This window comes from Cryobacterium sp. TMT4-31, assembly GCF_004403385.1.
Lineage (GTDB): Bacteria > Actinomycetota > Actinomycetes > Actinomycetales > Microbacteriaceae > Cryobacterium > Cryobacterium zongtaii.
This window is the reverse complement of the sequence record NZ_SOGI01000015.1, coordinates 1-25,467: the sequence shown is the minus strand read 5'-3', so window position 1 is coordinate 25,467 and position 25,467 is coordinate 1. Positions and strand designations below refer to the sequence as shown.

At 69.2% G+C, this 25,467-nt stretch carries 29 protein-coding genes and 1 pseudogene; 11 read left to right on the top strand and 19 right to left on the bottom strand.

The features are described 5' to 3' along the window. Positions 1-44 precede the first annotated feature (44 nt). A complete protein-coding gene (locus E3T19_RS03820) occupies positions 45-632 on the bottom strand; it encodes an NUDIX hydrolase family protein (RefSeq protein WP_088457242.1) in 588 nt (195 codons plus the stop codon). A 203-nt stretch (positions 633-835) separates the two neighbouring features. Between E3T19_RS03820 and E3T19_RS03815 the strand changes: the two genes are divergently transcribed. Further along, the gene (locus E3T19_RS03815) at positions 836-1,504 is read left to right on the top strand and encodes an alpha/beta hydrolase (RefSeq protein WP_088457243.1); all 669 of its coding nucleotides are present in this window, start codon (positions 836-838) and stop codon (positions 1,502-1,504) included. A 107-nt stretch (positions 1,505-1,611) separates the two neighbouring features. On the opposite strand, the gene E3T19_RS03810 is transcribed toward E3T19_RS03815, so the two are convergent. Then, entirely contained in the window at positions 1,612-2,052 is a 441-nt protein-coding gene (locus tag E3T19_RS03810) for a DUF5997 family protein (protein WP_088457244.1), read from the bottom strand. 131 nt (positions 2,053-2,183) lie between these two features. Between E3T19_RS03810 and E3T19_RS03805 the strand changes: the two genes are divergently transcribed. After that, positions 2,184-2,981 (top strand): LysR family substrate-binding domain-containing protein, encoded by a 798-nt coding sequence (locus E3T19_RS03805; protein WP_103430495.1) that lies wholly within the window; start codon positions 2,184-2,186, stop codon positions 2,979-2,981. A 123-nt stretch (positions 2,982-3,104) separates the two neighbouring features. Here the strand turns inward: E3T19_RS03805 and E3T19_RS03800 are convergent, their stop codons facing one another. The 4 genes from E3T19_RS03800 to E3T19_RS03785 are packed head-to-tail and all read right to left on the bottom strand — an operon-like array spanning position 3,105 to position 6,001. Next, a complete protein-coding gene (locus tag E3T19_RS03800) occupies positions 3,105-3,740 on the bottom strand; it encodes a GyrI-like domain-containing protein (protein ID WP_134408148.1) in 636 nt (211 codons plus the stop codon). Positions 3,741-3,745: 5 nt separating this feature from the next. Then, positions 3,746-4,132 carry a VOC family protein gene (locus tag E3T19_RS03795; protein WP_088457246.1) on the bottom strand — a complete coding sequence of 129 codons (387 nt, stop codon included), beginning with the start codon at positions 4,130-4,132 and terminating at the stop codon, positions 3,746-3,748. Between the two features lie 34 nt (positions 4,133-4,166). Then, positions 4,167-5,009 carry an ABC transporter permease gene (locus E3T19_RS03790; protein ID WP_088457247.1) on the bottom strand — a complete coding sequence of 281 codons (843 nt, stop codon included), beginning with the start codon at positions 5,007-5,009 and terminating at the stop codon, positions 4,167-4,169. Then, on the bottom strand, positions 5,006-6,001 hold the full coding sequence (locus E3T19_RS03785; protein WP_088457248.1) for an ATP-binding cassette domain-containing protein: 996 nt from the start codon (positions 5,999-6,001) through the stop codon (positions 5,006-5,008). Before E3T19_RS03785 ends, E3T19_RS03790 begins: the two co-directional genes overlap by 4 nt. Positions 6,002-6,085: 84 nt before the next feature. On the opposite strand from E3T19_RS03785, the gene E3T19_RS03780 reads away from it, so the two are divergent. Beyond that, the gene (locus tag E3T19_RS03780) at positions 6,086-6,727 is read left to right on the top strand and encodes a TetR/AcrR family transcriptional regulator (protein WP_088457249.1); all 642 of its coding nucleotides are present in this window, start codon (positions 6,086-6,088) and stop codon (positions 6,725-6,727) included. Positions 6,728-6,732: 5 nt separating this feature from the next. Here E3T19_RS03780 and E3T19_RS03775 read toward each other — a convergent pair whose 3' ends face one another. The 3 genes from E3T19_RS03775 to E3T19_RS03765 form a co-directional block, all read right to left on the bottom strand. Continuing rightward, a complete protein-coding gene (locus E3T19_RS03775) occupies positions 6,733-7,689 on the bottom strand; it encodes a hypothetical protein (RefSeq protein WP_088457250.1) in 957 nt (318 codons plus the stop codon). A gap of 67 nt (positions 7,690-7,756) precedes the next feature. Then, on the bottom strand, positions 7,757-8,764 hold the full coding sequence (locus E3T19_RS03770; protein ID WP_088457251.1) for a hypothetical protein: 1,008 nt from the start codon (positions 8,762-8,764) through the stop codon (positions 7,757-7,759). Between the two features lie 50 nt (positions 8,765-8,814). Next, positions 8,815-9,903 carry a hypothetical protein gene (locus E3T19_RS03765; RefSeq protein ID WP_134408147.1) on the bottom strand — a complete coding sequence of 363 codons (1,089 nt, stop codon included), beginning with the start codon at positions 9,901-9,903 and terminating at the stop codon, positions 8,815-8,817. A gap of 180 nt (positions 9,904-10,083) precedes the next feature. On the opposite strand from E3T19_RS03765, the gene E3T19_RS03760 reads away from it, so the two are divergent. From E3T19_RS03760 to E3T19_RS03745, 4 genes are all read left to right on the top strand, one after another. Continuing rightward, positions 10,084-10,755 carry a potassium channel family protein gene (locus tag E3T19_RS03760; protein WP_088457253.1) on the top strand — a complete coding sequence of 224 codons (672 nt, stop codon included), beginning with the start codon at positions 10,084-10,086 and terminating at the stop codon, positions 10,753-10,755. Between the two features lie 229 nt (positions 10,756-10,984). After that, the gene (locus E3T19_RS03755) at positions 10,985-11,485 is read left to right on the top strand and encodes a CarD family transcriptional regulator (protein ID WP_066597804.1); all 501 of its coding nucleotides are present in this window, start codon (positions 10,985-10,987) and stop codon (positions 11,483-11,485) included. Positions 11,486-11,525: 40 nt separating this feature from the next. Then, complete coding sequence (locus tag E3T19_RS03750) at positions 11,526-12,353, top strand: endo alpha-1,4 polygalactosaminidase (RefSeq protein ID WP_088457254.1); 828 nt, start codon at positions 11,526-11,528, stop codon at positions 12,351-12,353. Positions 12,354-12,463: 110 nt separating this feature from the next. Then, the gene (locus E3T19_RS03745; protein WP_088457255.1) at positions 12,464-12,865 is read left to right on the top strand and encodes an SPW repeat protein; all 402 of its coding nucleotides are present in this window, start codon (positions 12,464-12,466) and stop codon (positions 12,863-12,865) included. Between the two features lie 245 nt (positions 12,866-13,110). Here E3T19_RS03745 and E3T19_RS03740 read toward each other — a convergent pair whose 3' ends face one another. The 3 genes from E3T19_RS03740 to E3T19_RS03730 all read right to left on the bottom strand — a co-directional run bounded on the left by E3T19_RS03740 (position 13,111) and on the right by E3T19_RS03730 (position 14,803). Then, entirely contained in the window at positions 13,111-13,899 is a 789-nt protein-coding gene (locus tag E3T19_RS03740) for a membrane protein insertase YidC (RefSeq protein WP_088457256.1), read from the bottom strand. 92 nt (positions 13,900-13,991) lie between these two features. Further along, on the bottom strand, positions 13,992-14,339 hold the full coding sequence (locus E3T19_RS03735; protein ID WP_103478879.1) for a DUF6412 domain-containing protein: 348 nt from the start codon (positions 14,337-14,339) through the stop codon (positions 13,992-13,994). A 74-nt stretch (positions 14,340-14,413) separates the two neighbouring features. Next, complete coding sequence (locus E3T19_RS03730; RefSeq protein ID WP_088457258.1) at positions 14,414-14,803, bottom strand: DUF6855 family protein; 390 nt, start codon at positions 14,801-14,803, stop codon at positions 14,414-14,416. A 139-nt stretch (positions 14,804-14,942) separates the two neighbouring features. On the opposite strand from E3T19_RS03730, the gene ppk2 reads away from it, so the two are divergent. Continuing rightward, positions 14,943-15,800 carry a polyphosphate kinase 2 gene (gene ppk2, locus E3T19_RS03725; RefSeq protein ID WP_240632267.1) on the top strand — a complete coding sequence of 286 codons (858 nt, stop codon included), beginning with the start codon at positions 14,943-14,945 and terminating at the stop codon, positions 15,798-15,800. A 7-nt stretch (positions 15,801-15,807) separates the two neighbouring features. Here ppk2 and E3T19_RS03720 read toward each other — a convergent pair whose 3' ends face one another. Continuing rightward, a complete protein-coding gene (locus tag E3T19_RS03720) occupies positions 15,808-16,035 on the bottom strand; it encodes a three-helix bundle dimerization domain-containing protein (RefSeq protein WP_088457260.1) in 228 nt (75 codons plus the stop codon). Between the two features lie 96 nt (positions 16,036-16,131). After that, positions 16,132-16,695 carry a TetR/AcrR family transcriptional regulator gene (locus E3T19_RS03715; protein ID WP_088457261.1) on the bottom strand — a complete coding sequence of 188 codons (564 nt, stop codon included), beginning with the start codon at positions 16,693-16,695 and terminating at the stop codon, positions 16,132-16,134. Between the two features lie 92 nt (positions 16,696-16,787). Here E3T19_RS03715 and E3T19_RS03710 point away from each other — a divergent pair, with 92 nt between their 5' ends. Beyond that, on the top strand, positions 16,788-17,624 hold the full coding sequence (locus E3T19_RS03710; RefSeq protein WP_088457262.1) for an alpha/beta fold hydrolase: 837 nt from the start codon (positions 16,788-16,790) through the stop codon (positions 17,622-17,624). Between the two features lie 104 nt (positions 17,625-17,728). Here the strand turns inward: E3T19_RS03710 and E3T19_RS03705 are convergent, their stop codons facing one another. From E3T19_RS03705 to E3T19_RS03690, 4 genes are all read right to left on the bottom strand, one after another. Then, positions 17,729-19,183 carry an NAD(P)/FAD-dependent oxidoreductase gene (locus tag E3T19_RS03705; RefSeq protein WP_134408146.1) on the bottom strand — a complete coding sequence of 485 codons (1,455 nt, stop codon included), beginning with the start codon at positions 19,181-19,183 and terminating at the stop codon, positions 17,729-17,731. A gap of 71 nt (positions 19,184-19,254) precedes the next feature. After that, positions 19,255-20,427 carry an AI-2E family transporter gene (locus E3T19_RS03700; RefSeq protein ID WP_241979986.1) on the bottom strand — a complete coding sequence of 391 codons (1,173 nt, stop codon included), beginning with the start codon at positions 20,425-20,427 and terminating at the stop codon, positions 19,255-19,257. 157 nt (positions 20,428-20,584) lie between these two features. After that, entirely contained in the window at positions 20,585-22,339 is a 1,755-nt protein-coding gene (locus E3T19_RS03695; RefSeq protein WP_134408144.1) for a pyruvate dehydrogenase, read from the bottom strand. Between the two features lie 124 nt (positions 22,340-22,463). Further along, on the bottom strand, positions 22,464-23,165 hold the full coding sequence (locus E3T19_RS03690) for a hypothetical protein (protein WP_134408143.1): 702 nt from the start codon (positions 23,163-23,165) through the stop codon (positions 22,464-22,466). A gap of 83 nt (positions 23,166-23,248) precedes the next feature. Here E3T19_RS03690 and E3T19_RS03685 point away from each other — a divergent pair, with 83 nt between their 5' ends. Further along, positions 23,249-24,004, top strand: coding sequence for a phosphotransferase (locus tag E3T19_RS03685; protein ID WP_134408142.1), 756 nt, complete (start codon positions 23,249-23,251; stop codon positions 24,002-24,004). A gap of 49 nt (positions 24,005-24,053) precedes the next feature. On the opposite strand, the gene E3T19_RS03680 is transcribed toward E3T19_RS03685, so the two are convergent. Further along, positions 24,054-25,109: a LacI family DNA-binding transcriptional regulator gene (locus E3T19_RS03680; RefSeq protein ID WP_370294247.1), complete on the bottom strand. Its 1,056-nt coding sequence runs from the start codon at positions 25,107-25,109 to the stop codon at positions 24,054-24,056. Between the two features lie 240 nt (positions 25,110-25,349). Between E3T19_RS03680 and E3T19_RS19580 the strand changes: the two are divergent. Next, positions 25,350-25,467: pseudogene (locus E3T19_RS19580) on the top strand (L-ribulose-5-phosphate 4-epimerase); the annotation flags it as partial.

Genomic DNA, 25,467 nt, shown 5'->3' with positions numbered 1-25,467 from the left:
CTCGCCCGCGAAGGTGCTTAGGTCACAGTTCGCGGATGCAGGGGTCAGCGCAGGGCGCCGACCGAGGCCAGGGCCATGCGCAGGAGGCCGCCGCGGCCGCCTTCCATCTCGGCCGAGACGGCGTCGGTGGCCGCCTCCTCCGGGGTCATCCAGGTGAGCTCGAGGGCATCCTGGCGGGGGTCGCAGGTGCCGGTGACGGGCACGACGTAGGCCAGCGACACGGCGTGCTGGCGGTCATCCGTGAACGCGGTGATGCCGGGCATCGGGAAGTACTCGGCAACCGAGTACGGCACCGGGCTCGGCGGCAGCTGCGGGAACGCCATCGGGCCGAGGTCCTTCTCGAGGTGCCGGAACAGGGCGTCGCGCAGGGTCTCGCCGTAGAGCACCCGGCCGGAGACCAGGGTGCGGGTCATTTTGCCCTCGGGGGTGGCGCGCAGCAGCACACCGACCTCGACGACCTGGCCCAGACCGTCGACGCGCACGGGCACGGCCTCGACGTACAGCAGCGGCAGCCGCTGGCGGATCTCGGCGAGCTCGACATCGCTCAGCCAACCCGGGTTCGAGTTGGGCGGCGGTGCGTCATCCCCGCCAGGCGTCCAGTCCGGATCGGGGTCAGGGGTGCGCACGCTCATAGTTCATTCTCACTCACGAGAGCCGCGGATGCACCACCGGGGTCCGCGAGTCCGCCCGCCCCGACCCCCCCGAGCTGTGAGAAAAGGCACTTTCGTGGGCCTTAGGTCTTAGTTCGCGAGACCCCGCGGGTCTCGGGCGGGCGTGGAAGGATTGAGGGAGTCGGCGCTGTACCTGCGTCGACACCGACGTGAGGAACCGACACATGGCCACCAGCATCCGCCCCGAGCCGATCGATCCGGCCGCCGTGCTGTGGTCGGCCGCCGCACCCGACCGGGTGGGGCGCCCGCTGCTGCTGGTGCTGCACGGCTATGGGTCGACCGAGGGCGATCTGTTCGCGCTGGCCCCGCACCTGCCGCTGCAGCCGACGATCGCGGCGCTGCGGGCGCCACTGCCGGCCGGTCAGGGTTGGTCGTGGTTTCCCATCGGGGTGCCCGGCGATCCCGTCGGTGACGCTCTCGACGCGGCAGCGCTCGGCATCATCGAGTGGCTCGACGCCCTCCCCGAGCAGCCCACGTCCATCGGCCTGCTCGGCTTCTCGCAGGGCGGCGCCATGACGCTGCAGCTGATGCGGCACGCGCCGGAACGGTTCGCGTTCGCGGTGCAGTTGTCCGGGTTCATCGGCAGCGGCACGCATCCGGGCGACGCACGGCTCAAAGAGCTCGCGCCGCCGGTGTTCTGGGGCCGCGGCACTCTGGACCCGGTGATCCCCGAGGGCGCTGTCGCCCGCACCCAAGCCTGGCTGCCGGCGCACTCCACACTCACCGAGGGCATCTACGAGGGAATGGGCCATTCCATCTCGCAGGCCGAACTCGGCGAGATCGTCGCGTTCCTGCGCGAGCAGTACGCGGCTCCGGCGGTGCCGACCGCCTGACCGGCGCACCCCGGCACGGATGCCCCGACGTGCCCCCGAACGGACGAATTGCCCCGTCCCAATGGAGCAACTCGTCCGGGGCGGGGCAACTCGGTGAAACCAGAGAGCTAGGAGTTCTTGCGGGCGGCCTTCTCGTTCTGTGCGGCGAAACGCTCGGCGTGCGCCTTCTTGCGGGCCTTCTCAGCATCGCGGTCCTTCACGCGGATCTGCTCCTCGCGCACCTCGAACTGGGTGGCGCGCTCTGTGACGAGCCAGGCCGGCGGCTGCTGCAGCAGTGCCTGGATCTCGGCGCTGGTCAGCGGCTCGGTGACCTCACCGCGCACCAGGCCTGAGATCGACACGCCGAGCTTGGCGGCGACGACCTGCTTGGGGTGCGGGCCGTTGGCGCGCAGCTGGGTGAGCCACTCCGGCGGGTTCGCCTCGAGGGCGGCCAGCTCGGTGCGGGACACCGGCGTGGACTGGAACTCCTCGGGTGCTGCTTCGAGCAGAATCCCGAGCTTCTGGGCAGCCGTGGCCGGCTTCATGGTCTGGGGCTTCTTCTCGCTCATGGTTCCAGCGTATAGCCTGAGAGCACTATGGTTTCGGTGTCCTGCGCCCGGACACCACCAAAACGGCCCGCCGCCGGCACGTCGCACGCGCCCGCGGAGCCACCACCCACACTGATTTTGCACACGAGAGGATGCCGGTGACCTTTTCCATTGCCTTCGTCGCCGGGGTCACCCCCACCAAATGGACCCGCATCTGGGCCGAGCGGCGCCCGGAGGTCGAGCTCTCGGTCTTCCGCACCAGCATCGCCGATCAGGAGCTCGTTCTGCGCGACGGCCGCGCCGACGTGAGCCTGGTGCGCCTGCCCATCGATGAAGACGGCCTGAGCCTGATCAACCTGTACAACGAGATCCCCGTGCTGGTGATGGCGAAGGATCACTTCCTGGCCGACGCCGACAGCGTGGTCGTGGCCGACCTGGTCGACGAGCACTTGCTGCAGGATCCCGACGACGTCCCCGAGTGGCGCGACGCGGCCGTTGAGGTGCGCGACGGCAGCCGCCGCCCGCTGCCGCCGATGCGCGACATGGACGAGACCATGGAACTGGTCGCCGCCGGCGTGGGCATCGTCATCCTGCCGCACTCGGTGGCCCGCCTGCACAGCCGCAAGGATGTCGTCTCCAAGCCGGTGGAGGACACCGCCGAGAGCCGCATCGCACTGGCCTGGCGCACGGTTGACACCACGCCCGACGTGGAGGAGTTCATCGGCATCGTGCGCGGCCGCACCCCGGACAGCTCACGCACCAACGCGGTCGCGGCCGGCGACGAGCCCGTGAAGAAGGAAAAGAAGACCGCCAAGGCCAAGGCCGCCGCCAAAGCAGTGCGCGCCGCGGCTGCGGCGGCCAAACCGGCCACCGCGCGCAAGACGCAGAGCGCCGGCCGCACCCGCAACTCCCCCAGCCCGCAGGCCGGCAAGCGCCGCGGCGGTCGCTGACCCGCCTCCCGCACGTCCCCGCGGGGAACACCACCCCCGAGATGCCCCGCTGCGGACGAGTTGCCCCGGCGCACCGGGGCAACTCGTCCGCAGGTGGGCAACTCGCGGAAGTGGGTCGCGCAATTACGCGAGCGACACCGGCTGCCGCACCACCGTGCGCAGCTTCTCCGGCGCGACGCGGCGCGGGTCGCCCAGGTAGACCTCGTGGTGCCGGCCGCGCTCGCGGAGGCCCGCCTGCGGGAGAACCTCGCCGTGCAGCCGGGCCAGCGCCGGCGCCTCGTCGTCGTAGGAGCCCACGTGCAGCAGCTGCGCGCAGAGTCCCTCGTCGAGCCGCTCTATGCGCACCCGGTCGAGGGCGGGCAGCGCCTTCTTCTTGCCGCGGGCCGCCGTGATGGCCTCCTCGATCGCCCCGTCGCTCACCCAGTCCGGTTGGCTGATCAGCATGGTCCAGCTCCACGCGGCCTTGTCGCGGGCACTGAACACGGATGCGTCGTCGGCGTACCAGAGCCCCTCCAGCGGGCCCACCACCAGGTCGCGGCCGCCACCGCGCTTGCTGGTGAACTTCACCGTGTACGACACCGCGTAGAGCGCCTCGACGGCCTCGACGTAGGCCGGCGCCGTGTTCGGATTCCCCGACCCGTCCACGGCGAGGAAGCGTTGCGGCGGCACCACCAGCGTCTCCCAGTCCCGGTTCTTCGGGGCGTAGACTGCGCGCAGTTCTCGCTTCACGTCGTACGGCGCGGTCGCGACCTCGGTCACCAAAATCAGGCTTCCATCACTGCGATGACGTTGCCGGCCGGGTCGGCGAACCAGCCGCCGGTTGGCATCCCGCCGCCGCGTACGATTCCCCGCTCGTCCTGCTCGAAGCCGTCGTAGCGCAGCATTTCCACACCACGTTCCACCAGGGCATCCACCGACAGCTCGATGTCGGCCACTGCGAGGTTGAGGATGGTGAACACCGCGGGTTCGTGGTCCTCTTTGGGGTAGACGATCACCATCGCGCCGCCCGGCAGGGTGATTTCCAGCAGGCCCATCGGGTTGTCCACGACGTCGAGTCCGAGCACATCCCGGTAGAAGCCGCGGGCTGCCTCCAGGTCCGGCACGGCGAACCCGCTGAAGCCACGCAGGTAGGTCAGTTCTGATGTTGTCATGATCAGCTCCCTCTGGTTGAGTTTCCGAACCCGGTCAGCGGGAGCTGATCGAGGCGAACTTACGGATGCACAATGGCACAAACACCACGAGCAGCACAACAACCCCGATGAGCACGGTCAGCACTGGATTCTGCAGCGTCCAGACATCCGGCACCGGAGCACTGCCCTCGTTGCCGAACAGTTCGCGGGCGGCCTGCACGAGCGCTGACACCGGGTTGAGTTCCGCGAAGACCCGCAACGGGTCGGGCAGGGTCTCGATCGGCACGAACGCGTTGGAGATGAAGGTGATCGGGAACAGGATGATGAACGAGGCGTTGTTGATCACCTCGGGTGAGCGCACGCTCATGCCCAGCAGCGCCATGACCCAGCTGAACGCATAGCTGAACAGCAGCAATAGCCCGAGTCCGGCGAAGAACTCGCCCATCGACGAGTTCACCCGCCAGCCGACCAGGAAGCCGGTTGCCATCATGATGATCATCGAGATGGTGTTGAGCACCAGGTCACCGTTGGTGCGGCCGACCAGCACCGCCGACGAGCTCATCGGCAGGCTGCGGAACCTGTCGATGATGCCGTCCTTGAGGTCCTGGGCCATGGCCGACCCGGAGAAGGTGGAGCCGAACACCACCGTCTGGGCGAAAATGCCGGCCATCAGGAACTGCACGTAGTCGGTGCCCTGCACCGCGATGGCGCCGGCGTACACCTGGCTGAACAGCAGCACGAACATGATCGGCTGGATGACGGCGAACACCAGCATGTCCGGGGTGCGCTTGATCTTGATGAGGTTGCGCTTGGTGGTCGTCCAGCCGTCCGAATACCACAGCGACAGCGGGTTCCAGGTGGGCGGCGCCGGGGCGGGCCGGGTGGCGGTGGCGGTCATTTCACCTTCTCCATCTTGTCGTCTTCGTTTTCGCCCGCCGCCATGTCGGCCTTGTGCCCGGTGAGCTTGAGGAACACGTCATCGAGAGTGGGCCGGCGCATGCCGGCGTCGTGCAGTTGGATGCCGGCGGTACGCAGGTCGGCGAGCACCTGTTGCAGCGCCGGCGGGCCGTCGGTCACGGCCACGTCGAGGCCGCGTCTGTCGCTGGAAACCTGCGGTTCACCCGCTCCGTACCGGGCGAGCACCTCGCGGGCGGCGGGGGCGTCGGCCGCGTCGACCAGGGCGATCACCACCCGGTGGCCGCCGATCTGCGCCTTGAGCTCGTCGGAGGTGCCCTCGGCGATGACCTTGCCATAGTCGATGACCGCGATACTGTCGGCCAGCTGGTCGGCCTCCTCGAGGTACTGGGTGGTGAGCAGCACCGTGGTGCCGTTGTCGACGAGCTTGTTGATCACGCCCCACAGCGCAATCCGGCTGCGCGGGTCGAGCCCGGTGGTCGGTTCGTCGAGGAAGAGGATCTTGGGGTTGAACACCAGGGCGCCGGCCAGGTCGATGCGTCGCCGCATGCCGCCGGAGAAGCCCTTCACCGGCCGGTTACCGGCCGCGGTGAGCTCGAACAGGTCGATCAGCTCCTGCGCCCGCCGCCGGGAGGCCGCGCCGCCGAGGTGGTAGAGCCGGCCCACCATTTCGAGGTTCTCGAAGCCGGTGAGGTTCTCGTCGACGGCCGCGTACTGGCCGGAAACCCCGATGATGCTGCGCACCGCCTTCGGGTCCTCGAGCACGTTGATGCCGTCCACGACAGCGGTGCCGGTGTCGGGCCGGATGAGGGTGGTCAGGATTTTGACCACCGTGGTCTTGCCGGCACCGTTGGGCCCGAGGATCGCCTTGACGGTGCCGCGCGGCACGGTCAGGTCGAGTCCGGCGAGCGCGTGCACCGGTCCGGACTTGGATTTGTAGGTCTTGGTAAGCCCGAAGGCTTCGATGATTGTCATGCCATACCCCTGCCGTCGGATGGCTACACTGATATGTGTACGTTGTGCACATGTGAGCTTTTATCGTAACGAAACGGATGCGCGTTGACAACGGGTCTCGGCAATTCTCCGGCGCGAACTTCGTACCGGCATGGCGACCTGCGCCGCGCCCTCATCGAGGCCGGCGTCGACCTGGCCGGCGAGGGCGGGCCGTCCGCTGTGGTGCTGCGGGAGGCCACCCGGCGGGTCGGGGTCACCCCCAGCGCGGCGTACCGGCATTTCGCTGACCGGCAAGCGCTGTTGGATGCCGTGTGCTCGAGCTGCCAGGCGCTGGTGGCGGGGGCCATCGAGGCCGATCAGGCGCGCATCCCCGCGACGGACGCGACAGAGTCGGCCCGGCTGCGCTTTCGCGCCGTGGGCACCGGGTACCTGCGTTTCGCCCTCGAGGAGCCCGGCCGATTCCAGACCGCGTTCTCGGCGTCGTCGGACCTGGAGAGCGCCACCAGCTCCGCGCGCGCCGGCGAGCGCGGCCTCACCCCGTTCCAGCTGCTCACCGTCGCGCTCGATGATCTGGTGACCGAGGGTCTACTGCCGGCCGAGCGCCGGCCGGCAGCGGAGTTCCTGGCCTGGTCTGCCGTGCACGGGCTGGCGGAACTGTTCATCGACGGGCCGCTGCGGGCCCTGCCGGACCCTGTGAAGCAGACCCTGATCACCCGGGTGATCGACATGGTGGAGCAGGGGCTGTAGCCGCCTCAGCCGACCGCTGCCTCGGAGCCCAACTCCACGCTCCCGTCGGGTCGCCAGGTGAGGTAGGTATTCAGCGGGCCCGTCAGGGAGCCGTCGACCGGCGACGAGAAGATTCCCTCCGCCCGCCAGTACAGCCGCAACCCCGTCGCCGGGAACTCCTGCTCCAGGGTGCACGTGGACAAATAGTCCAGGGTCTGGGGCACCACGATCAGGCAGACCATGTTCGAGGTCGTGCGGGCGACGTAGTAGACCAGCTGCGGCACGGATCCCGCCTCGACCGAGCCCATCGAACCCAGTTGCCGCAGGGTCGGCGGGTCAAACACCTCGGGGAGCGGGATCGCGGGCAGGTCCTCCGGCGTCTGCTCCCGCTGGAAGGCCGACAGCGCGAGGGGTGGTGAAGTGCTGGCAGCGGTGGTCGAGGGCGCGGGCGCGCCGCCCGGCACGGTGCCGGCGGAAAACTGTCCGCCGACGATCACGCCCACCAGCACCGCGGCGGTGAGTCCGCCGATGAGCAACAACCGCCGTCGCCCCGCGGCGGGACGAGGCGCATCCGCCGCCGGCCAGTCATCCGCTTCGCCGACCGCGTCGGGTTCGGCGGTGTCTCCGGGGCCACCCAGGTTGTCGGCTCCGGCGAGCGCCGCGCCGACACCCGTCTGCGCAGCGATCACGGCCGCATCGATGGCGCCGGTCTCCCGAATGATCTCGGCCTCGAGCCTGCGCAGGTCCTCGTGCACCCGATGATCGCCCGCGGCGTCGGCGTCCGCCGCGAACACCCGGTGTTGCAGAGCACGCACTCGGGCCAGCGGCGCGAGCAAGCCGCCCGGCGACGTGTCGAGCGGATGCGATGCCCACCACAGCGCGTCGAGAACGTCCCAACTCCCGGCGTGGTGAGAGCGCACCGCCTCGAGGAATTCGGGGTCGTTCAGCGCCAGGTCGTACAGGTCGTCGTGGTGCTGTGCCACTGGGTCCCCCTCATCGCTGGGCACAGCCTGACACACGGGCCGGCGGTGCGCTCACCCCGGTGGGGGGCTACGGGCCGGTGGGCGAGCGGAGCGTCATTTCCGAGGTGACCTCACCCGTGCGGCCCCAGATCACGGTGACATCACCGATCATGTCGCCCATCTCGTCCTCCACGTAGAAGTCCGGCGGCAACTGCGCGAGGTAGTCAGCGCTCTCCCAGGACAGGCGCAACCCGATCGACGGATATTCCGACTCGAGAGCGCAGGTCGACAGGTAGCCGCTGCCCTCCGGAATCGCAACGAGGCAGATCAGGCTGCCGCTCGCCCGCACCGCGTAGAACGGTGACCGCCCCACCAGGTTCGGGCCCTCTGCCCACCCCGCCGAGCCCAGATATCTGAAGGAGTCCGGCTCGAAGGTGGCGGACATCGCCCGCGCGGGGATGTCCTCCGGACGCTGCGCCTGCGCGAACAGCGCCGCCGGGTTGCCGGGTGTCTCGGCGGTGGCGCTCGCGGACGGCGCCGGCGACGAGGCCGCCTCGGTGAGCCGGCTGCCCAACACCGCGCCGATCACGGCTGCCGCGACCAGGGCCACGGCCACGATCGCGGAGGGCAGCAACCGTCGGCGCGCGGTGCGCCCGGTCGGGACCTCGGCGGGTGTCGCCGGTGCGGGTGAGTCGCCGGTGGCCTCGGTCGGGTCGAGGTGCGGCGGGCCGTCGGCTGTCGGGGCGGTCGGCTCCGGGTCGGCCATGCGGCGCCTGAGGTCAGCGTGGGCGGCGGTGATCGCGTCCGTCGCGGCCGAGCGTTCGGCCACGATCTCGGCCTCGAGCTCCCGCACGACCTGGGCCACAGCGTGGTCGCCGGCAGCGTCGCCATCCGCCGCGAAGACCCGGCGTTGCAGCTCCCGCAGCCGGTGGATGGGCGACGGGCTCCCGCTCGGGGCGGGGTCTTCAGGGTGCCACTCCCACCAGAGCGCATCGAGCAGGTTCCACCGACCGGTATGGGCCGCGGTCGCCGCCGCCAGGAAGCGCTGATCAGCCAGCGCCTGGTCATACGGGTCGTCGTAGACGTTCTCAACCAATGAAACCCCCATCATTGTTGCACCCAGCCTGTCACACCCCGCGGCCGGCTTCAGGGGACCAGCGCCCGGCCGGTGCCCCGCGTCTCGATCGTCGAGTCCCGCATCCAAGTCACCGTGATGTCCATCACCATCGCTGTCCGGCCGTTCTCTTCCACCGGAAGAACGTCGCTGCTCTGCCAGGACAGGCGGAGGCCGCCCCGGGGAAAGTCCGCCTCGAGGGTACAGGTGGTGAGATAGCCGGCGCCCTCGGGCATCGCCACGAGGCAGATCGTGTTCGACGCACCGCGCGCGGCGTAGTAGGGCGAATCCGTCACGCCGTTGGCATCGACGTCCCGCCACCCCGACGAGCCGAGATATCTGAACGAGGCGGGGTCGTAGGCCCCCGGCAGCGGCACCCGCGGGATGTCTTGGCCGGTCTGGACCCGGGCGAAGACCTGGGCCGCCAGCACCGGCACGGTCGGGGTGCGGGTGCTGGTTGCGGTGGGGGTGGGTTCCGGGGCGCCGGACCGACTGGCGCTGGTCACCTGGCTGCCCACGAGGGCTCCGAGCAGCAACGCTCCGACCAGGCCGGCGCCCAGCAGCAGGCGGCGGCGCGGAGGCACCCACCGGGGCGTGCTGCCGACGACACTGCTGCCGACGACGACGTGAGGAGCGAACGGCGTCCCGGTGGCCGGCAACTCGGTGGCCGGCTGCTCGGTGCCGGACGACTCGGTGCCCGGCCGCTCGATGGCCGGCGACTCGGTGTCCGGCGGCTCGCGACCCGCGTGCGCTGCAGCGAGCGCCGCGCCGATGTTCGCCCGTTCTTCCCCGATCTCCGCTTCCAGCTCACGCACGGCATCGGCCACGGCACCGTCGCCGGCCGCGTCGCCATCCGCCGCGAACAACCGGCGTTGCAGGCTGCTCAGCCGGGCGACGGGTGAGGGGCTGCCGCTCGGGGCCGCCTCGGCAGGATGCCTGCACCACCAGAGCGCGTCGAGCACCGGCCAGTGGCCCCGGTGGGCCGCGGTCACGGCGCGCAGAAAGTCCGGATCGGTCAGGGCGCGCTCGTACGGGTCATCGTCACGCCGCGCCTGTGCCACGAGACTCCCGTCATTGATGCGCACATCCTGCCACCATCCGGCCGATCCGGCCCCGGGCATCCGCCGGCCTTGCCCGGTCAGCGCGAGAAGGACACGGTGCTGTTTCCGCTGAAACGCCCGGTGCCCTACGCGCTGGTCGAGCGGCTCGCCCGCGCCCTCATCGCCGCGCGGGCGACGTAGAACCGTCGGCGCGGCCCCGCCGCCATTGGCCGGGTCCCCGGCCGGTGGCAGGATGCCCGCATGATGGCGACCGGCATCCGTACCAACCCGTGGGGCGGGCAGCGCCAGACACGCTGGCAACAGGCGGTGGACTGGCCGCTCACGATCGCAGCCATCCTCTTCCTGGTCGCCTATTCGATCACGGTGATCGGCGATGTGGATGTCGCCACCGCCGACCTCCTGCGGCTGCTGATCCTGGTCAGCTGGGCGCTGTTCCCGGTGAGCTACCTCGTGGAGATCGCCCTCGCCGACCACCCCTGGCAGTGGGTGCTGCACCATCCGGTCAACCTGCTCTTCGTGTTGCTGCCGCTGCTGCGGCCACTGCGGCTGCTGCGGGTCGTCGCGCACAGCAACGTCTTCCAGCAGTCTGCGGGCACGGCCTTTCGCGCCAGGGTGCTGGTCTACCTCGCCGGCGCCGCGACCCTGGTCACCTACATCGCCGCCCTCGCCGTACTCGAGGCCGAACGGGCGACCCCGGACGCCAACATCACCTCGTTCGGTGACTCCTTCTGGTGGGCCGCCGTGACCATCACCACCGTCGGCTACGGCGATTTCACTCCGGTCACCCTGCGCGGGCGCACCATCGCCACCGCGCTGATGCTCGGCGGCGTGGCCGTGCTGGGTGTCCTCACGGCCACCCTCTCGTCCTGGATCGTGCAGCGGGTGTCCGAGCTCGAGGACCGCCACAAGTAGCCGAAAACCGGCCGCGGACACGAATAGGGCCAGCGAGGCGGGAATGATACACTCTCCGAATACCCTTAACGAACCGCTGTGCCATTTTCAGTCGCGTGTTGTATCCAGTGAGTTGCCCTGGGTGCGTCGAATCGGCTGTGGCAGCACCGCGGCGGAGCACGGCCGGCGCCCCGCGCCGCCGTCCGGGTGATACGTCAACCACGCTCAACGAATTATGAGGCTGCATCAGATGATTTTCGAAGTCGGCGAGACCGTCGTCTATCCCCACCACGGCGCGGCAACCATCACCGCGGTCGAGACCCGCACGATCAAGGGTGTCGAGAAGCGTTACATCACGCTCACCGTCCACCAGAGTGATCTGGCCATCAACCTGCCCATCGACAACGCCGAGCTCGTCGGCGTGCGCGACGTCATCGACGCCGCCGGTGTCGAGGCCGTCTTCGACGTGCTCCGCAGCGATGTCGAAGAAGAGCCCAGCAACTGGTCGCGTCGTTACAAGGCCAACACCGAGAAGATGGGCAGCGGCAGCGTCTATCGCGTCAGCGAGGTCGTTCGCGACCTGTGGCGCCGCGACCGCATCTCCGGCGTTTCCGCCGGCGAGAAGCGGATGCTCATCAAGGCTCGCCAGGTTCTCGTCTCCGAGCTCGCGCTCGCGCAGAAGTCCACCGAAGAAGAGGCCTTCGTCACCCTTGACGACGTGCTGAACGCCAGCGTCGCCGAAGTCGCCTAGTTCACCACCTCTGTAGTTCATCACCTTGACGCGTCGCCGGATGCGCAGCCTGTCTGCTGCCGCCCGGCGGCGCGTTTGTGTTGTCGGGGTGCTGGTGGGCCTGGCGCTGTCCGGCTGCGCGTCCGGCCCGTCGCCCGCATCCGGCCCGGTGCCGCCGCCGGTGGGCGGTGGCCTCGACTATCAGCTCGGCGGCGCCTACGACCCACCAGCCGGAGTGGACATCGTCGTGCGTGACAGCACCGATGAGCCCGCGGCCGGCCTCTACTCGGTGTGTTACCTGAACGGTTTCCAGACCCAGCCGGCAGAGTCCCAGCGGATACTCGAGGATTCGCCCGAGCTGATCCTTACAGCCGGCGGCGGGCCGGTGCGCGACGAGAATTGGCCGGACGAGCTTCTGTTCGACACCGGCAGCGCCGGGAAGCGCACCGCACTCGCCGCGCTGCTGCTCCCCCTACTGACGAACTGTGCGACGTCCGGCTTCGACGCCGTGGAGATCGACAACCTCGACTCGTACACCCGGTCGGCCGGTCTGCTCACCGCCGAGGACAATGTCGCGTTCGCGCGCATCCTGGTCGCCGCCGCGCACGACGAGGGCCTGGCGATCGGCCAGAAGAACGCCGCCGACCTGGCGGAGCCCCTCGCCGAGCTGTTCGACTTCGCCGTCGCCGAGGAATGCGACCGTTGGCAGGAGTGCGGGCTCTACCGGGCGGCCTACGGCGATCGGGTGCTGGCCATCGAATACACCGACGACCTGCGCGTTGACTTCGCCGCAGTCTGCGCGGTGCCTGACCGGCCGCGGTCGATGATCCTGCGCGACCGCGATCTCGTCGTGACCGGTGCACCGGGGTACGTATACGAACGCTGCTGAGGCGGCTCCGCCGACCGGGTTCGGTGGGGCGACCAAACCATCCGGCCGACGGCGGCGAATCAGTGTCGTGAGGCAACGGGCCTTGCGGTTCACACTTCAGGAGCTCCCCCATGCGATTCATTCCCACCAAGGTCCACGCGGTCCTCGACTACGTCGTTGCGATCGCCCTGATCCTCGCCCCCACCATCTTCATGTTCGAAGAGGTCGGCGGCGCCGCGGTCATCGTTCCCCGCGTCCTCGGCGTCGGCCTGATCCTCTACAGCCTGTTCACCCGCTACGAGCTGGGCCTGATCAAGGTCATCGGCATGCCGATCCACCTCGTCTTCGACGTGCTGGCATCGATCGTCCTGATCGCGTCGCCGTTCCTGTTCGGCTTCGCTGACGAGGCGCCGAACGCCTGGCTGCCGCACATCGTAGTCGGCGTCGCCGTGATCCTCGTCGTGCTGTGCTCGAAGAGCCAGCCCGGCGTCAGCGTCTCCGGCACCAGGGCGCACGCCAACAGCGTCGCCTGACCCGCACGGCCCTCGACTGCGGCAGGCGCCCCCGGCACTGGGAGCGCCTGCCGCTTTTTCGCGCCCGGACATGCCGAGTTGCCGCAAGATGCCCCTCCGACCGTCCCTAGCGGGATCTTGCGGCACGTGCGTGTATCACCCGCGCTCGACTTGCCGGAAACTGCCCCCTCGGGCGCGCGATGGGGCGTTTTGCGGCAAGTCGGCGCCGCGCTACTGTCCGTACCGCGACGGGCTAGCGCGGCGGATTAGCGCGCCGGACGCAGCATCCGCCACAGCAGCGCTCGCTCGGTTACGCCCCAGAGCGCGCTCACCGTGAGGTAGATCGCCGCGGCCAGCGGCACGAAGGCCGCGAAGACCACGCTGATCAGCGGCAGCCAGCTGAGCACACCGGTCATGGTCGCCTGGGCGGCGGGCGAGAGCGCACCCGGGGCGGCCGGCGACGCCGCGCCAGGGGCGGGCGCGGCGGCGGATACGGCTCCCTGGGCCAGCATCAGCCGTCGGCTGAGCAGCTGGGCCACCAGCAGCACGCCGAGCAGCACGCCGCCGACCAGAAGCACCGTGGGGGTGGGCCCGGCACCCCAGCCGGTGAGGATGCTGGTGCCCAGCGGACTGCCGAACAGGCCAGCTGCGAGAAGGGCGTTGTCGTGCCCGTTGATGGTGCCCAACACAAACAGGCCGTAGACGATCGAGAGGATCGGCGCCTGCACCAGCAGGGGCAGGCACCCGGCCAGCGGCGAGGCGTTCTCGGCGGCGTAGAGGGCGGCCGTCTCGCGTTGCAGACGCTCCGGGTTAGTGCCGTGCAGCCGCCGCAGCTCGGTCAGCCGCGGGGCGAGGCGTTGGCGCAGCTGCTGCGCGCGCGCTTGGGATACCCCCACCGGGATGAGCAGCAGGCGCAGGGCGAGGGTGAGCACGATGACGGCGAGGGCCGCCGCGTTCGCGGTGGCGAACGGGGTGAGGAACAGGGTGAGGTTGTGCAGAACGGCGTAGGCCGCGTCGAGCACGGCCGCGATGGGGCCGAAGGCATAGATGTCCATGGAAAGCTCCCGGTCGGAATACGGAAAAAGAGGAACCGTATGGTCGCGACAGGGCGGCGGGGCACCCGGCGGGTGCGGCGCGAGAGAGCTCCCTAGGCGACCGGGAGGGCGCGGCCCGGGGCGCGCGGCTGAGGCTTCCCTGGCGCATCCGGAACGCTTTGGCCGACCTGGGAGGCCAGCTCGGGGTATGGCCGGGCGACGGGGGTGGGGGCGCCGGTGAGCACCATGACCAGCATCGCGAGCACCTGCTGGGCCGCGCCGGTGACGGCCACGGCCGAGGCGGCCAGGGTGAACAGCGCCGCGAGGGCGAGCAGCTCGCCGAAGCCGCGGCCGCCGAGGGAGAGCGCACCGAGGCCGAACCCGGAGCCCAGGCTCAGGCCGAGCAGCACCGACAAGCGGGCAGTCGGCGACGCCGGCGGCATCAACGTGCGTGCGCGCATCCGGGGCCCCTTTCTTGCGGTCGACCCGGCCAGCCTAGCCGGATGCAGCGCGGCTGCGCTCAGCGCGGCCGGACTCAGAGCGCCCGCATCGAATTGTTGCGCTTCTCGTGGGTGAGCTCGGCCAGGCCCAGGTGCTCGAGCAGCGGGGGCAGGTACATGCCGAAGCGACCGCGGTAGCCCTTGCGCAGGCCGTACCAGCCGCCGACCGGATTGTCCGGGGACCGGCCCCACGCTTCGACGCTGCCCTCCGGTGCGGTCTTCTGTTCGTCGCTGGCGCCGAGCGGCACCCAGTCGCCCTGCTCGACCAGCCAGGCGTGCAGGTCGTCGATGGCCCTGGCCTGATACTTCAGGGTCGTGGCGCCCACCTGGCAGACAAGTTCGTCGCCCTCGCGGTACATCGAGTACGTCGAGGTGCCGGGCGCTGTCGTGAGCTGCCAGGGCTCGGCAGGCGTTCCGTCGGTCATCAGGGTCTCCATTCGTCAGCGAATGCGGGGAACCCACCGGCTCCCGTCGGCCCCAGCCTAGGCCGGGCGCCGCGAAACGCCACGGCGCCGTCACGCCACCGAGTACGCTGAGCGCACGTGAATCAGGGAGGACCCGCGCATGGCGAAGAAGGATGCATCCGCCACACCCCGCATGGACAAGAAGCTCTACGAGGGCGAGCTGCGTCGGCTGCAGTCCGACCTCGTGACCATGCAGGAGTGGGTCCGCGAGTCCGGCGCCCGGATCGTGGTGATCTTCGAGGGTCGTGATGCCGCCGGCAAGGGGTCGGCCATCAAGCGGGTCACCGAGTACCTCAATCCGCGCATTGCGCGCATCGTGGCGCTGCCCGTGCCCACCGACCGCCAGCGCGGCCAGTGGTATTTCCAGCGCTACATCGAGCACCTGCCCACCGCGGGCGAGATCGTACTGATGGACCGGTCCTGGTACAACCGTGCGGGCGTCGAGAAGGTGATGGGCTACTGCACGCCAGACGAATACCGCCGGTTCCTGCACCAAGCTCCCCTGTTCGAACGGATGCTCGTCGAAGACGGCATCATCCTGCTCAAGTACTGGTTCTCGGTGTCCGACCGGGAGCAGGAACTGCGCTTCCGGTCACGGCTGAACGACCCGATGCGGCGCTGGAAGCTCTCGGACACCGATGTGCTCTCGATCACCAAGTGGGTGGACTATTCGAAGGCCAAGGACGAGATGTTCGTGCACACCGACATCGCCGAGGCACCCTGGTGGGTGGTCGAAAGCGAAGACAAGCGCGCCGCCCGCCTGAATATGATCAGCCATTTCCTGTCGATGGTGCCCTACGAGCAGATGGAGCCGCCGCCCGTGCACATCCCGCACCGGCCGCCGTCGTCGGACTACGAGCGGCCACCGCGCGAGCTCACGCGCCCGGTGCCCGATCACGCGGCGCGCATCACCGAGCTGGCCGCGGAGGCCAAGGCCAAGAAAAAGAAGAAGAGCTGACCCGGGGTCAGCCGATGGTGCGGGGTCGGGCGGGTTCGCGCAAGCGTGCCTTGGCCCCGTGCTCGATCAGCACCGGGACGTAGTCGCGGATCGGCTTGCCGTCGAGCAGGTGGCGTTCCTCGGTGACGACGCCTTCGATGACCGACCGCGGCCGATCGGGAAACTTCTCGGCCAGCCTGTCGATGACTTGGGAGACGGCCTGGTCTTCGTGCTGCTGACGTTCTTGAGTGTCCACGGGATCAGTTTGCGCCGACGCCCGCACCCGGGTCAACTTCGGAGATACTGAACGCCCCACCCTGCACGGACGTGCGCGCCCGCGTCGCGACGATGGTCAGGCCGCGCGGGGCCCGTCGAGCAGGGCCTCGGCGGCGGCGCGGGCCGATCTGGCGGCATCCGGGGTGCCACAGATGGCCGCGGTGGTCTGAGCGCCCTCGGCCAGCAACACCAGCATGGGTGCCAGCTCGGCCGGGGCGCCGGCCGCCGCGACCAGCTTCCCGACGTAGCCCTGGAAACCGACCTTCTGGGCCCGGGCGGCCTCGGCCACGGCCGGCACCGTCGCACCGAGTTCACCGAAGGCGTTCACGAATCCGCAGCCCCGGTAGTCGTCGCTGACGAAGCACTCGAGCAGATAGTCGTAAATCGACAGCACCCGCTCGCGCGGGGTCGTCGCGGTCGCGGCAGCGCGTTCCAGGCCGGCGGACCACTGCTCGTGCCTGCTGTGCAGCACGGCGAGCACGATCGCCTCCTTCGACGGGAAGAGGGCATAGAGCTTCTTCAGTGACAGCCCGGTCTCGGCGCGCAGTTCGTCCATCGACACGGCCTGGATGCCCCGGCTGTAGTACAACCGGTCGGCGGCGGCGGTCGCGACTTCACGCGGGCTACTTACAGTGTTCACACAAACCTCACTTGCATTGAGAACGTTCGTTCTCTAGGCTAGCAAACAGATCGGAGAACGCACGTTCTCTGGCAGACGAAGGGGACCATGACATGTCGTTCATCACGGTTGGCACAGAGAACAGCACCAACATCGACCTCTACTACGAAGATCACGGAACCGGCCAGCCGGTGGTGCTGATCCACGGCTTCCCGCTCGACGGGCACTCCTGGGAGAAGCAGTCTGCGGCCCTCCTCGACGCGGGCTACCGCGTGATCACCTACGACCGCCGCGGCTTCGGCCAGTCCAGCCAGCCCACGGTCGGGTTCGACTACGACACCTTCGCCGCCGACCTCAACGTCGTACTCGAGACCCTCGACCTGCGGGACGTCGTCCTGGTCGGCTTCTCGATGGGCACCGGAGAGGTCGGTCGGTACCTGGGCAGCTACGGGTCCGACCGGGTGGCGAAGGCCGTCTTCCTCGCCTCCCTCGAGCCGTTCCTGCTCAAGACCGACGAGAACCCGGGCGGCGCCGCGCCCCTGGAGTTCTTCGAGGGCATCGTCGACGCCGTCAAGGCCGACCGCTACGCCTACTTCACCGAGTTCTACACGAACTTCTACAACACGGCCGAGAACCTCGGCAGCCGGCTGAGCGTCGAGGCCCTGCAGAACAGCTGGAATGTGGCCGCCGGCTCCGGATCGTTCGCGGCGGCCGCGGCCCCGCTGACCTGGATCACCGACTTCCGCGCCGACGTGGCGAAGATCACGGTTCCCTCTCTGATCGTGCACGGCACGAGCGACAACATCCTGCCGATCGACTCCACCGGCCGACTCTTCGCGAAGGCCCTGCCGGCGGCCGAGTACGTCGAGATCGACGGCGCCCCGCACGGGATGCTGTGGACCCACGCGGCCGAGATCAACGAGGTTCTGCTGGCCTTCCTGGCCAAGTAGGCGGCACCCCTCGACCACCGCAACTGTTGCCCGTGCGGACAACTGTGCCCGGCGTACCGGGCGCACCTGTCCGCATGGGCAACGGTTGGGCCTAGGAGCATGCCTCAGGGGCGCTGGGCGGGCGGCGCCTCGGCCAGGAGGGTGCGGGCCGCGAGGCCGATGATGGCGCTGTAGGTGGGGTAGGCGAACCGCACGTGGGCGAGGGTCGCCACATCCACGCCGGCGGCGATGGCCGTGGTCACCGACTGCACCACCTCGATGGCGTTCTCGCCCACGGCGTGTGCACCGAGGATCAGCTCCCGGCGCCGGTCGGAGATCAGCATCAGGAACCCGCGTTCCCTGTCGTCGATCACCGCTCGGTCCAGGCTCGCATACGGCACCGTGGCCACCACGCAGAGCGGGTCACGGGCACGTGCCTGCTCCTCGGTGAGCCCCACCCCGGCATAGTCGGGATCGGTGAACCCGCCCGCGGGCAGCAGGTGGTGCGGGGTGCGACGGTTGGTGCCCAGCACCGCGTTCTCGGCCGCGGCCTCACCCTCGAACTGGGCGGCCTGCACGAGCATGTCACGGCCGTTCGCGTCGCCGACGGCGAAGATGTGCGACACCTCGCTGCGGAAGTACTGGTCGACGGGAATCGCGGACCGCTCCGTGGCCACGCCCGCGTTCGCGAGGCCCAGGTCGTCGACATCCGCCGGCCAGCCGGTCGCCATGATCACGGCATCGAACTGTCCTGACACCGGTTCACCGGCCGCACGCCAGGTCAGGAGGATCGAGCCATCCGGCTGCTTCACCAGCGACTCGACGGTCTCGATGCCGGTCTCGACCCGAGTGCCCTGCTCGCGGAACGCCGTGGTCACCCCGGCGGAGACGGCGGCGTCGGAGGCCATCAGGATCCGCGGTGCCACGTCGAGCAGCGTCACCCTCGAGCCGAACGAACTGAAAATGGTCACCAGCTGGGCGCCGGTGTTGCCGCCGCCGATCACCGCGAGGCGTTCGGGCAGGGCGGGCAGGGTGAGTACGTGTTCGGGCACCGTCGCCAGGTCGGCGCCGGGGATCGGCAGCCGGCGTGAGTGACCGCCCACGCAGATCAGGATGTTGTCGGCGCTGATGCGGCGGCCGCTGTCGAGCTCCACGGTGTGCGGGTCGACGAACCGGGCCCGTCCCTCGAGGACGAGGTCGATGCCGGCGGCGCTGAACCGCTCGGCCTCGCGTTTGATCGACCGTACTCTGTCGACGGATTCGGTGACCCTGGCGGCCGTGGTGCGCCAGTCGAATCGCTGGATGACGGCCTCGATGCCGTAGGTCTCGGCGGTGCGCACCTCGCGCATCAGCCTGGCCGCCTTCGCGAGCGCCCGGGTGGGCACGCAGCCGGTGTTCACACAGGTGCCCCCGGTGCGATCGGCCTCGACGACCACGACCCCGGCCCCCAGCTCGGCCGCGCGGAGGGCAGCGGCCGTGCCGGCGGGGCCGGCGCCGATCACCAGCACGTCGTAGTGCGAGCGGGGTGCGGTGGCCGCGGCGGAGCCGGCCGGGGAGGAGACAATGGGATCAGCGGGCATGGGAACCTCCTGGCAACAGAACGGAGCACCGACTCTGCCAGCGGGTCCTGAGAAAAGCCCTTGACCGGCAGCTAGGCGGGGCCTGGCACACCCTTGGTCGGCTTGCCCTGGCTGGACTTGGCCGCCCGGCCGGCCTTGCGCAGGGCGCGCTGGCGGGCATCCTCGACCTTCATCAGGGTGCGGGTTTCATCGAGGTCGCCGATCAGGGGGCGCCACCAGGCGGCCGCGGGGTCGGCATCCACCAGGATCGTTCGGATCAGCAGGGTGAGCGGAATCGCCAGGATCGCGCCGATGGCACCGAGCACGATCGCCCAGAACAGCACCGAGGCGAAGGTGAGGGATTGGCTGAGGGCGACGGCGTTGCCGACCACCCGGGGCTGCACGATCGACTGCACCACCCCGTTGACGATCGCGTAGATCACGATCACGGGCAGCGCGAGCTCCCAGCCGCCGGTGAGGAACGCGAACACCGTGGGCGGGATGATGGCGATGAAGTAGCCCACATTGGGGATGAAGCTGCACAGGAATGACAGCAGCCCCCAGAGGAACGCGCCCGGCACCCCGAGCAGCACGAGCGCCACGGCGTTCAAGACACCTTGGACGATGCCGAGGAGGGTGGTGGCCACCATGTAGCGGCGCACGCTGGAGGCGAAGTTCGTCAGGGCCTCCACCAGTGTGGGTCGGGTCGGCCGCAGTTGAGTGAGCAGGGTGGGCAGGTAGCCGGCGTCCGCCGCCATCAGGATCAGCATGGTCAACACGATCACGAGGGCGACCGTGATGTTGGTGATGCTGCCGAAGAGTCCGGAGACGACCGAAGCCAGATTGCTCGGGTCAAGGCTGTCCTCGACGGCCTGCACCTGCGCCGAGCCGAATCCGAGGCTCGCGAGCCAGTCGGTGATGGTGGTGGCGATGTCGCTGATCTGGCTGGAGAACTGGGGCAGCAGGGTGGCGAATTGGCCCAGGGCCAGGCCCAGCGCCGCCACGAAGGCCGCCAGCACGATGAACACCGTCGCGACAACGGATCCCGTGGCCAGACCCCGCGGCACGCCGCGCCGTTCCAGGCCCCGGCGCACCGGGTGCGCGCAGATGGTGAGCACCAGCGCCAGGAGGATCGGCGCCGCGATGCCGGCAATGGCGGCCAGGCCGAAGACCGCCACCGTGGCACCGCCCAGACCGACGAGGATCGAGGTGCTGCGGTGCGACGAGACCGGCGGACCGACGATCACCGGCTCGTCGCTGGCCACGCCTCGGGGGTGCGCCTCGTCCCTCTGGGGTTGTTTCCTTGATCGGCGTCGCCACATGGGGTCCCTTCCGCATCGGTTCGCGTCAGGCACAGTGTCCTCCCCCGCAGCCCGCCGCGGCGTCACCCGTTTCGGGTGAGCCCGCGGGGTCAGGCGGGCGTCAGAGCCCGGGTAGGTGCCGGATATTGGACCGCGCCATCTGCACCGCCTCACCCACCCCACCGTTGAGCACGGTCTTCGACAGGGCCAGCGCGAAGCCCTTCACCTGCTTGGCGGTCACGTTCGGCGGCAGGGACAGCGCCAGCGGGTCGGTGACGATGTCGACCAGGGCGGGCCCCTCATGGGCGAAGGCGGCCGTGAGCGCGGACCGCAGCACCGCGGGGTCTTCCACCCGCACGGCATGGAAGCCGAGCGCGGTGGCCACGGCAGCGTAGTCGACGGCGGGCACGTCGACACCGAAGTCGGGGTACCCGTCGACGAACATCTCCAGTTTCACCAGGCCCAGAGTGGAGTTGTTGAACACCACGACCTTCACCGGAAGCTGCTGCGCGGCGATGGTGATGAGCTCGCCGAGCAACATCGCCAGTCCACCGTCGCCGCTGATGGTGACCACTTGTCGGTCGGGGTAGGCGCTCTGGGCGCCGATCGCCTGCGGCACCGCGTTGGCCATCGACCCGTGCAGGTACGAGCCGATCAGCCGGCGACGCCCATTGGGGGTGAGGTACCGGGCCTGCCAGACGTTGCCCATGCCGGTGTCGGCGGTGACGATGGCGTCGTCGGCGACGAGCTCATCGAGCATGGCGGCCGCGAACTCCGGGTGGATCGGGCGGCCGTGGTCGACATCCGTGTAGGTGCCGACGACCGAGCTGAGCAGTTTCTCGTGCTTCTTGAGGGTGCGTTCGAGGAAAGCCCGGTCGGTCTTCTTCGTCACCAGGTCGGTGAGGGCCGCGAGCGTGGCCGCCACGTCGCCGTGTACCGGATGGGTGACGCTGACCCGACGGCCCAAGTGGGACGGGTCGGTGTCGACCTGGGCGATGACCACCTTGTCGCCGTCGGGCAGGAACTGCTCATAGGGGAAGTCGGTGCCCAGAAGCAGCACCAGGTCGGCGTCGTGGATGCCGGCGTGCGCGGCCCCGTAGCCGAGCAGACCGGTCATGCCCACGTCGAACGGGTTGTCGTACTGGATCCATTCCTTGCCCCGCAGGCTGTGCCCGATGGGCGCGGCGACGAGGTCGGCGAAGGCGATCACCGCGTCGTGGGCACCGGCGACGCCGGCCCCGGCGAAGATCGCGACGGTCTTGGCCCGGTTGATCGCGTCGGCCAGGGCACGCACGTCATCCGCTGCGGGCACCACGGTCGGTCGCCCCGGCAACACGAAACGGGGCACGGCGCCCTCGGCATCGAGTTCGGCGACGTCACCGGGCAGGGTGACCACCGATACCCCGCTCAGGGCGACCGCGTGCCGCATGGCCGCGTTGACCACCTTGGGCGACTGCTCGGCGGAGGAGACCAGTTCCCGGTAGTGCGAGCACTCGGTGAAGAGCCGGTCCGGGTGGGTTTCCTGGAAGAAGCCGCTTCCGATCTGACCAGTCGGGATGTGGCTGGCGATGGCCAGCACCGGCGCTCCGCTGCGGTGTGCGTCGTAGAGTCCGTTGATCAGGTGCAGGTTTCCCGGACCGCAGCTGCCGGCGCACACGGCGAGGCGTCCGGTGAGCTGGGCCTCGGCGCCGGCCGCGAAGGCCGCGGCCTCCTCATTGCGCACGTGCACCCAGTCGATGCCGCCCTTGGCGGCTCCGCCGGTTCGACGCACGGCGTCGACGACGGGGTTGAGGCTGTCCCCGACGATGCCGTAGATGCGGCGCACCCCGGCGTCCACGAGTTGGGCGATGATCTGGTCTGCGACGGTCTGAGCCATCGGTCCAGTAAACCCCGCGCGCCCGGCACGGCGATATCCCTCGAGGGCACAGTCAGCGAACTCTCAGCGGCGCTGGACTTGGCTCACGGAGAAACTCCAGGGGCGTCACCGTACCGAGGTCGGTCTAATCGCCCGCGGATACCGCGACCGGCGTGACGTCCCAGACCACGGGTGCGGGGTAGAACGGATTGACGGCGGGATCAGGCGCCGAGAAAGCCATGCCACCCAGGTTGTGCCAGCCCAACCCGACCACCGTGGAACCTTTGGGTGCCGTGTACAGCACACAGGCGAGGTACTCGTCCGGTCCCCGGTCCTCGTCGAGGTCGAACCGCTCGAGCTCGAACGGGCAGATCGTGTTCGCCGTCAAGGAGCCCATGTATTCGCGCTCCACGATGCCGCCTTCGGTGCCGTCGTCGAGCACCGGACGCAGGAGCGGGGTCGCGTAGGCGGTCACGCTGCCGGTGACCCAGCGGTACTGAATCACGGCGAAGAACGGGGTTTCCCCCGCGAACCCCGCACCGTTGTCGAAAACGTCCCAATAGGAGGGTTCTCCCTCGACGACACCCAACACGGTTGTTTCGATCGCGTCCCCCGGCACACCCTTGTAGTTGGACTGCGGAAGCAGGGCGATCTCGCCGACCTCGAGGTGCTGTCCGGGCGTGGCCGTTGGCGCCCTGTCGACCGGCATGGCGACGGTGTCGAACGGCAGCGCGGGCAACTGGTCGTCGTCGGCATTCCCCGAGCAGCCGGCCAGCAGAACGCCGACGGCGAGTGCGCCGACGAGCGGCAGCGCGGCCCCTCGACCCACCAGTTCACGAAGTCTCATGTGTATCCCCCTGTGGCAAACATCGCAGCGCGTCGGGACAAAAGCAATTCCGGGCAGGGGCATCGTCGTGGGAGGCTTACCGCGTGAACGGAAAACTGGCTGGCGGATTTGACGGCGGTGCCCATCTGGTCGACGGCACGATTCGTCGAATTCCCGGCCCCTGGACACCGGCCGTGAACGCCCTTCTGCAGCATCTGGCATCCACCGGTTTCGTCGGAGCGCCGCGCCCGCTCGGCTCTGACGCGCAGGGCCGCGACGTGCTCAGCTATCTCGACGGTTCGACCGTCGGCAACCTCCGCCCGTGGCCGCGCTGGACCCACAGCGACGGAGCGCTCCTGGATGTGGGCGACTGGCTCAGGCGCTATCACTCCGCCGTCGCCGACTTCGTCCCGCCCGCAGGGTCGCGGTGGCGCGAGGGCCGGGCGTGGAAACCCGGCTTGATCATCGGCCACAACGATGCGGCGCCCTACAACGCGGTCTGGAATGCACACGGGCTCGTGGGTTTCGTGGACTGGGACATGGCCGGCCCGACCACGAGCGCCGAAGACCTCGCCTGGGTCGTCTTCTCCTGGGTGCCGCTCCACGCGCGTCAGCTCGTTGTTGACGAAGGATTCACCGCATTCGGAGAGCGCCGGGCTCGTTTGGAGTCGATTCTCCGGGTCTACGGGTGGGGCGGAACGACAGACGATGTGCTCGAGCTCATCCGTCGACGCGTGCAGACGCAACGGGACATCATCCGCTCAGTGGCCAGCTGCGGCGACGAGACCTATCGAAGGATGCTGGCTCACGGGGTCGATCTCACCCTTCAGTCCGCGTTGGGTGAGCTCGATACGGTCTGATGGCGTCGCTCGTGGGGGTCGACACCGCGAGCCCCTGCAGGACTCGGCGTCAGCCGCGGGTGCGGGGCGCCGTGGTGCTGTCGCGCACGATCAGCTCCGGGGCGATCGCGGGAATCGTCTCCGCGCCCTCGCCGCCCATCAGCTGCAGCAGACGGCCGACCGCGAGGCGGCCGACCTCGTCGAAGTCGAGCCTGATCGTGGTGAGTCCGGGCTGGAAATACCTGGCCTCGCTCATGTCGTCGAAGCCCACGACGCTCACGTCGCCAGGCACCGACAGGCCACGTTCGGTCAGGGCCTTCATGATGCCCAGGGCCATGGAGTCATTCGCGGCGAGCACCGCCGTGATGGCCGGGTTCTCGGCGATCAACAGTCCGGCACGGTAGCCGGATTCAACGGTCCAGTCTGCCGTGGAGAACTCGGGGTTCACCGGGCGGTGGGCGACGGCCAGCTCGGCCAGCCAGCCGGCGCGGCGAGCGTCCGACGCCATCCAGCCCCGCGGTCCGGCCACATGCCACACGGTGTCATGCCCGAGGTCGAGCAGATGCCGGGTGGCCAGTCGCGCCCCGAGCCCGTCGTCCATGGTCACGGCGTGAGAGCTGGCCGGCGCGCCCTGTTCGAAGCGGACGATGGGCACGTCCAGGTCCAACCCGTTGAGTACCGGGGCCGCGGCGGACATCGGTGCCAGCACGACAATCCCGTCCACGGAGTCACCGAGCAGGGTGTCCACGGCCGCCCGGATGTCATTCGAATCGACATCGGAGATACTCACGAGGCTGGTGGCGTAGCCGTTGCGGCGCGCCTCCTCTGCGACGCCGAAGAGCACCATTGTCGAGCCGTGCACCGGCAGGGAATAGCTGAGCACCCCGAGGTTCATCGAACGATTGGTCGCCAACGCGCGTGCAGCCGAATTCCGGTTGTACCGCAGCTGGGTGATCGCCCGTTCGACCCGTTCCCGCACCTCGGGCCCCACATTGCTGTGGCCGTTCACGACCCGCGACACGGTTTGTTGGGACACTCCGGCGAGCCTGGCCACGTCGATCATGCGCACACTGCGGTTCGCCGGGCGCTGGCTCTCGCCCACCGGGCCCACGGGAGAAGTCGACATCGGTCAAGAATACCCTCATGGGGTGCGAGAGCGCACTATCGCGAGGGATCTCTGGTGCTTCGCCCAGTGACGAATATCAGTCGAAATTCACCTGTTCATCAGGGAGCGTGCCGCATCGACTGCGCGCTGGAAACCAGAAACCGTCGTGATAGTGCGCTAACATTTAGCGCTGATAGTGCGCTAACATACAACCGCGTGATAGTTGTCTCAAAGCGCAACACAACGAAGGCGGAATGCTAAATGAGTTCCTATGAACCCGAGATCGAGGTCGCGATCGCGCGTGTGCGGGCGGATATCGCTCGGCTGCATGGTGAGTTGACGGCCAATGGCTTGGTGGTGTGGACCGGCGGTAACGTGT